Origin of the sequence: Cryobacterium sp. Y50 (genome assembly GCF_002929805.1) — a bacterium.
Taxonomy (GTDB): Bacteria; Actinomycetota; Actinomycetes; order Actinomycetales; family Microbacteriaceae; genus Cryobacterium.
The window spans coordinates 1-1,460 of the sequence record NZ_PJJM01000010.1 but is presented as its reverse complement, the minus strand read 5'-3'; the positions used below and the strand labels follow the sequence as shown (position 1 = coordinate 1,460).

At 58.4% G+C, this 1,460-nt stretch carries 2 protein-coding genes; both read right to left on the bottom strand.

All coding sequences use genetic code 11. From position 1 onward, the window contains the following. Positions 1-929: YhcG family protein (locus CXY73_RS00070; RefSeq protein ID WP_104176387.1), on the bottom strand; the 929-nt coding region annotated here is incomplete at its 3' end. A gap of 64 nt (positions 930-993) precedes the next feature. After that, positions 994-1,374: an XRE family transcriptional regulator gene (locus CXY73_RS00065; RefSeq protein ID WP_104176386.1), complete on the bottom strand. Its 381-nt coding sequence runs from the start codon at positions 1,372-1,374 to the stop codon at positions 994-996. Positions 1,375-1,460 lie beyond the last annotated feature (86 nt).

The window sequence follows — 1,460 nt, the reverse complement described above, 5'->3', positions numbered from 1 at the left end:
GCCATCGGAGAGCCCGAACGACCGAGCGCGTACCGGACTGTGTGATCGTTTCGATCGCCGCAGATAAGCATGCCGACTGTGGGTGCGTGAGCCTCTCTGCGGAGCCGGTCGTCCACGAGCGAGACGTAGAAACCCAGTTTGCCGGCGCGTTCCGGTTGGAACTTTCCCGTTTTCATTTCAATGACGACGTAGCGCAGTTGCTCAATGTGGAAGAAGAGCAAGTCGAGATAGAAGTCATCGCCGGCTACATCGAAATGCACCTGGCGGCCCACGAAGGCGAACCCGGTCCCGAGCTCTCGTAAAGTGTCGACGATGCGGTCCATGAGCGCTTGTTCCAGATCGCGTTCGGCAGCCTCCTCGGTAAGCTCCAGAAAGTCGAAAACGTAAGGGTCTTTGGCGATCTGCCTAGCCAGATCGGAATCGGCGGGCGCCAACTCAGCGCTGAAGTTTGATGGCGCAGCGCCCGTTCTTTCAAGCGTGCGGTTCTTGATCTGATTCAGCAGGACGTTTCGAGACCAACCATTCTTCACAGAAGCCGTGGCATACCACTCACGTGTGTCTTGATCGTCGAGCTTGTCCAGGAGCAGACGGATGTGCCCCCACGGCAAATGTCCCACAGCTTGCGGGACATTTGCGTTGGCAGGCCAGGCCGCAGCAAGCGCCCTCATATATTGCAGATTGCTGCGGGACAACCCGGTCATCTGGGGAAACTCAACGCGCAAATCCCCAGCCAAGCGCTCGATCACGCCAGCGCCCCAACCTTGCTGCTCCTGCTCAGTGACGATGGCACGGCCCAGGGACCAATACAGCTCGATGAGTTGGGTATTAATCGTGCGTTGTGCATGTCCTTGAGCGTCTCGGACCCTTCGTTTCAGCCCGCGAAGAAATGCGGCGTATCCGTCAGGGAGAACAATCTCAGCACGAGCCATGCCCTCATTGTCTCCCGCCCCAGATCACAGAACGATCACTGGGCTCCCGGATAGAAGCGACTCGTTAGCGTCCGCTGACATAAGCGCGAGCCGCCGCCATCACATCCTTGGACCGCTCATCCGAGAGCGCCTCGGCCGGTGACACATCATCGAGCTGTGGGTTCATGCCCATAAACCAAGCTCGGGCGACCTCGGGCGACTCAACCGACATAAGCAGTTCCAACACCTGGAAAGTATCTCGCAGCACCTGCTCGCTCGCATACGGCGGCCGAACGGTCCCGCTTGCCCAACGGGCGATCGTGCGGGCATCCTTGCCAACAATTACCCCCAGAAGCGCTTGACCAAAAGCTCCCTGCAAAGCCGAAGCGACGGCAGCAACATCCAACCCTACGGATCGAGCATGAGCCGCATCGGCGTCGATGCGAGATTCAGAGCCACCTGCCATGTCACTCCTGATGATCCACCCCCATGAATTGCTTCTTCGAGGCTTCTAACCTATCAGCACGTCGGATCATATAACGGGCGATATGA